Genomic DNA, 4,676 nt, shown 5'->3' with positions numbered 1-4,676 from the left:
TGGAACGAAATAGAGGCTTTTAAAGACCGCGTACATGGAGAATTAAAACAAGAATTACCCTCGAAAAGCCTATTTTTCTACTAAGTATTTATGCTCATTGCAAAGGTGAGATGCTCCCCCTGTTTAACTGTTTACTGTTTCAGCTAAAATAGGGCAATAGATTTCGGCTTAAAGTCTTAGATTATAGAATTTATAGCATTTTTCTAATACACCAAATTAACTGAAACAAACCACTACAAATAATTGTGCCTCCCTACTTAAGGTTAGTTTTATTAACCAGAATATCCCTTGCTGGGGGAACAGACATTGCAGCAGTTGGTGGCAGCAATTCCTAGCTTGGGGCAGCGGGCTGTTAGTCAGATTCCGCCAGTCCAGCAGTTGTTGGCAGCAGCAGGCTTGGCGGCTGGCGATCGCAGCTTGGGCGAGATTTTAGCTGAAAATCCCCTTGTCGGTAACTGGCAATTGAATGGGATTGACCTGTCTCAGTTCCCTATCAGCGCCATTCCGGGCATTTCTCAAGCCGCGATCGGCAATTTTGCTGATTGGGGCAGCAGTTTTGTGGCTGACATCCCCGGTTTGGGCAATGTACCCTTAAGACAGATGCCTAACCCCGCAACCCTAGCAGGGACGGCGGTAGTGCGGATTGATGGCATTTGGGGGGCGGCGGAGTCGTACCGCTATCAGACGGTGACGGGCAGCTATCAGGATGGTTTCAGCGTCCCCTGCGAGGAGAATTGTGCCTATCTGGAATTGGATGACTTGGAGAATGCTGGGAGGTGGATTAGTGGCAAGTACCAGCAGATGAATGGGGGTGAAGGTTGTTTGCGCTTCCTCAATGGGGGGAAGGAACCGACGGGTTGTGTGATAATTTTTGCTTATGGAATCGTGAAATGCTTATCGGGTAACACTTTTAGGACTATTTTGTCGAAGAAACTATCAGTATAGACCTCGTTTCCACACAGAAACCAGAAGAGCCGCATCCTTTTGGCAGCGGCTTTAAGGTGGTGATGATGGAACCGGATGAGGCGACTGATTTGGTTGATACTGCCCTCTATTTTCGGATTACATCTTTTTGTGGGAAAAGCCCCTATTTTATTGGTCCGTTTCCGTTTTTGGATTACCGCCGCAATGATTGGATTTTTCTGGGAGGGTAGGGATTCATGGGGAAAGGATAATATATAATGATGATCTATGACAGAGACTTCAAATACTGGTTGATAGGCAGGTGGACAAATTCAATTAGACACGAGGAGCATTGGAACCCACAACCTGTGGTGATGTAGAATCAAATTTATAATATTCACCTGCTTATAAATGGGCAAAAGGATAAGAATATACGAGGTTTTAATATGCCAACAATTAAACCACGTTCTCAGATTGGTAGAGATGGAATCTTACATTTAGATATACCGTCCGATTTTAAAGAAACTGAAGTAAATGTTACAGTAACCGTTGAAGCGGTTCAAGAAGTCAGTGAAGATTTAGCAAGTAGAAAAGAGGAAAGAAAACCTCGCTATAATGCTTGGGGCAACCCAGTAGTAGAGCAATCTATTACCCAAGCTATTTCAGGAATGCGCCACCTTCAAAAAACTGTAGCTTTACCTAAAAGTGAAATTCGTGCCATGCGAGAAGAAGGGAGACGGTTTTGATTGAGTTCGTTTTAGATTGTTCGGTAGCAATTAGCTGGTGTTTGGTCGATGAAGATAACGATTATGCTAACGCAGTATTAGACATAATGCCAAACGCCGAAGCATTTGTTCCCGAAATTTGGTCTTTAGAGATTGTCAATACTCTCCTAGTCGCAGAAAGAAGAAATCGGATGACGGTCGAGCAAACTCAAGCATCGATTAATTGGTTACAGTCTTTACTTATTACTATTTTTGGATTACCGCCGCGATGATTGGATTTTTCTGGGAGGTTAGGGATTCATGAGGAAAGGATGATATATAATGATAGTCTATGACAGAGAGAGACATTAAATACTGTTTGGTATTAGGAGAAAAGCTGTGCCACTGATTAAAATACCAAGGAATTATCTGATTGCTGAAGATGAAAATTTCATTACAGCAGATGTGCCAGATTCACTGCTTCAGCTTTGGCAAAAAGATTATCAAAAGGTGGTTAAAGCCAAAGGTATTCTTAAGGAGCAAAAGGCGGCAATGCTATCTCATGTGGAGTCTCTTCGTCGGGAGTGGGATGGATGAAATACGTCTATGATACCAATATTTTTATTTATTATTTAGCCGATGACGATCTAGTTACTTCTTTTTTCTCCCAAGCTTTTTTGAGTTTGCATCAGATTTTTATCTCACCAATTGTCAGAATTGAGTTACTCAGTTTTCCTACTTTATCTAAGGAAGAAGAGCAGATAATTGAAGATTTACTCTCACAGTTTGAATCAATTCCCATATTGAGAGAAATTGAAGATCTGACTATTCAACTGAAACGACAGTATAAAATCAAGATTCCCGATGCCATTATTGCCGCGACAACATTGAGCCAAAATGGATGTTTGGTCACTAGAAATGTTGATGATTTTAAGGGGATTTCCGGTTTAAATATTAAAAATCCGTTTATTGATCAGGGGTAAAGAATAGTAGAAGAGCGAGAATTAAAAGTTGACTTATCTGCAAAGTAGCTTACTACTGGAAATCGATAGCTTGATGACAGCAACCAGTGCCAGGTATTGAAGTAGGAAAAAGCCTATGTTTTCGTTCTAGAAATCTCCAAAACTAAGCTTGACAAATTGCCTCAAGTTGTTATATCCTACAGCTTACAAGTCTTTGCGCGAGAAAAGGCACACCACAAGCAGCAATACCCAGTAACACACTTTTCTCCCCGCCGAAAACCCCAGGTACGGGTAGGTGCCTCTTGGGGACTGCTGAATTAAAGACTGCTGAATTAAAAGTCAACTGTCGGCCTGTCAAGCACCTACCTCCTTGTCTCCAGCCGACGCTATCGGCGAACTTTTCCAATACTTCCACTTCCAGTTCACTATTATACTTTCTCGTGCCACCAAGACTCTCATAGATTTCTTTCTGGACGCTGAAGCCAAACTTACCGCTACTATAGTTTAGCCAAAGTTGGTTAATAGTTCGTAAATCTTCACAGGGGAAATTATCAATGTCCTCTTCTCTCAACCATCCTTCGCTTTCCCTTCCGGCGACCCGACACATCACTTCCCCTGTTTCTTTATCTGCTTCTTTCCAGTTTTCTGCTGCTAAGTAGTCATGCAAAATTAATTACCTGCCCGATCGAGCTAAAACCCTTACGGGGCAATGATCGTCATGTGTAAATAATTTTGCCTAGGTACTTAAGTAGGGAGGCACAATTATTTGTAGGATGGGTTAGCGGTAGCGTAACATAATCGGCCGTTGGGTTTCATGCTTCAACCCAACCTACGTTCATCTTATATTTAATTCCACCCACCTACTTAAGAGTTGCTGTAATTGAGAATAGTTAACCTCCCTAGCACTTTTAAGCACAATATTAGCAGCAACTTTAGGCGTTGGTGGCGTTTGAATAACAGGGGTTGCTGGTGTTTGTATAGAAGTTGTTGGTGATTGTCCCGTCAAATCTTGTAAAATCTCCTTTGCTGATTGATAACGTTTTCTTGTACCAAACTCGATCATTTTATCAAGAATGCGCCCTAAATCATCCCGAACATTATTATTGACTAAAAACTGTCGCCAAATCCATTCATGGTCACTGGTATCAAATAAATCAAAGGGTGAAACCTGAGTTAACAAATAAATACAAGTGACCCCTAAACTATACAAATCACTGGGATTATTCGCCTTACCGTTAGCTTGTTCTGGAGCGACATATTCCGCTGAACCGATTACCGTACCAGTAACAGAACGGTTAAGAGGTGTAACAAGTTTAGCTGCGCCAAAATCCACTAAAACCGCCTTCTTGTCTGAGTTACGTCGAATAATATTTTCTGGTTTAATGTCTCGGTGAACTACTCCCTGACTATGGATAAAATCTAAAACTGGCAAAATATCTGTTAATAAAGCTTTAATCTTGGCTTCATTAAATACCCCTTGGCTTCTTAATTCTTGTTCTAAATTCTGTCCTTCAATATATTCTTGTACCAAATATTGACGGTCATCATCATGATTGAGATAGGCGAAAATTTCAGGGATTTGGGGATGTTTTCCTAACTTATCTAATTGGATTGCTTCTTTTTCAAATAATTCTGAAGCTTTCTCAATTGTATCAGTCCCTTGAGCCGAAGGAAAAAACTGTTTAATCACACAATAAGGTCGAGAAGGCTTACTATAATCTACCGCCTTAAAAGTACGACCAAATCCTCCTTGACCAATTAATTTAATTGCTTGATAACGCTCTTGTAAAAACAATTTAGAGCGGCATTTTTCACAGAATTTATTGCCATCTGGATTGGCAGAAGAACAATTAGGATTGAGACACAGACTCATGGTTTTTACTCCTTTAAGTAGTTTGGTTGACGTTAAAAAAGTAGCTGTTGGTTATGTTGGGTTTCCTGTCTTAGCTGTTGGTTGTGTTGGGTTTCCTGTCTTAGCTGTTGGTTGTGTTGGGTTTCGTTCCTCAACCCAACCTTGTATCTTGAGAAGTAGGCAACCCGTCCCAACCTAGGTAAAAAATACCGCTTTGTAGCTTGGGTGCCTATATTCTGAAAAAGGGCGTGGACA

6 protein-coding genes and 1 pseudogene are annotated in these 4,676 nt (G+C 41.1%); 5 read left to right on the top strand and 2 right to left on the bottom strand.

Features of this window, described 5'->3' with window-relative positions:
- Positions 1-288: 288 nt before the first annotated feature.
- The 5 genes from EWV66_RS15805 (at position 289) to EWV66_RS15785 (ending at position 2,590) form a co-directional block, all read left to right on the top strand.
- On the top strand, positions 289-945 hold the full coding sequence (locus EWV66_RS15805; protein WP_287116009.1) for a hypothetical protein: 657 nt from the start codon (positions 289-291) through the stop codon (positions 943-945).
- Positions 946-1,349: 404 nt separating this feature from the next.
- Positions 1,350-1,649, top strand: a complete 300-nt coding sequence (locus EWV66_RS15800) for a hypothetical protein (protein WP_052277190.1) — start codon at positions 1,350-1,352, stop codon at positions 1,647-1,649.
- Positions 1,646-1,900, top strand: a complete 255-nt coding sequence (locus EWV66_RS15795; RefSeq protein ID WP_072925922.1) for a type II toxin-antitoxin system VapC family toxin — start codon at positions 1,646-1,648, stop codon at positions 1,898-1,900. The genes EWV66_RS15800 and EWV66_RS15795 overlap by 4 nt, the downstream gene beginning before the upstream one ends.
- 106 nt (positions 1,901-2,006) lie before the next feature.
- Positions 2,007-2,204, top strand: a complete 198-nt coding sequence (locus tag EWV66_RS15790; RefSeq protein WP_052277192.1) for a hypothetical protein — start codon at positions 2,007-2,009, stop codon at positions 2,202-2,204.
- A complete protein-coding gene (locus EWV66_RS15785) occupies positions 2,201-2,590 on the top strand; it encodes a type II toxin-antitoxin system VapC family toxin (RefSeq protein WP_052277193.1) in 390 nt (129 codons plus the stop codon). The genes EWV66_RS15790 and EWV66_RS15785 overlap by 4 nt, the downstream gene beginning before the upstream one ends.
- A gap of 169 nt (positions 2,591-2,759) precedes the next feature.
- On the opposite strand, the gene EWV66_RS15780 is transcribed toward EWV66_RS15785, so the two are convergent.
- On the bottom strand, positions 2,760-3,236 hold the full coding sequence (locus EWV66_RS15780) for a GUN4 domain-containing protein (RefSeq protein ID WP_072925920.1): 477 nt from the start codon (positions 3,234-3,236) through the stop codon (positions 2,760-2,762).
- Between the two features lie 183 nt (positions 3,237-3,419).
- Positions 3,420-4,442: pseudogene (locus EWV66_RS15775) on the bottom strand (protein kinase domain-containing protein); the annotation flags it as partial.
- Between the last annotated feature and the right edge of the window lie 234 nt (positions 4,443-4,676).

Source organism: Microcystis sp. M_OC_Ca_00000000_C217Col (assembly GCF_007095585.1).
GTDB lineage: Bacteria > Cyanobacteriota > Cyanobacteriia > Cyanobacteriales > Microcystaceae > Microcystis > Microcystis panniformis.
This window is presented reverse-complemented; position numbering and strand designations above follow the sequence as displayed.

Coding starts and splice junctions, on each gene's coding strand:
- EWV66_RS15800 (WP_052277190.1), top strand. CDS start 1,350: ATGCCAACAATTAAACCACGTTCTCAGATTGGTAGAGATGGAATCTTA.
- EWV66_RS15785 (WP_052277193.1), top strand. CDS start 2,201: ATGAAATACGTCTATGATACCAATATTTTTATTTATTATTTAGCCGAT.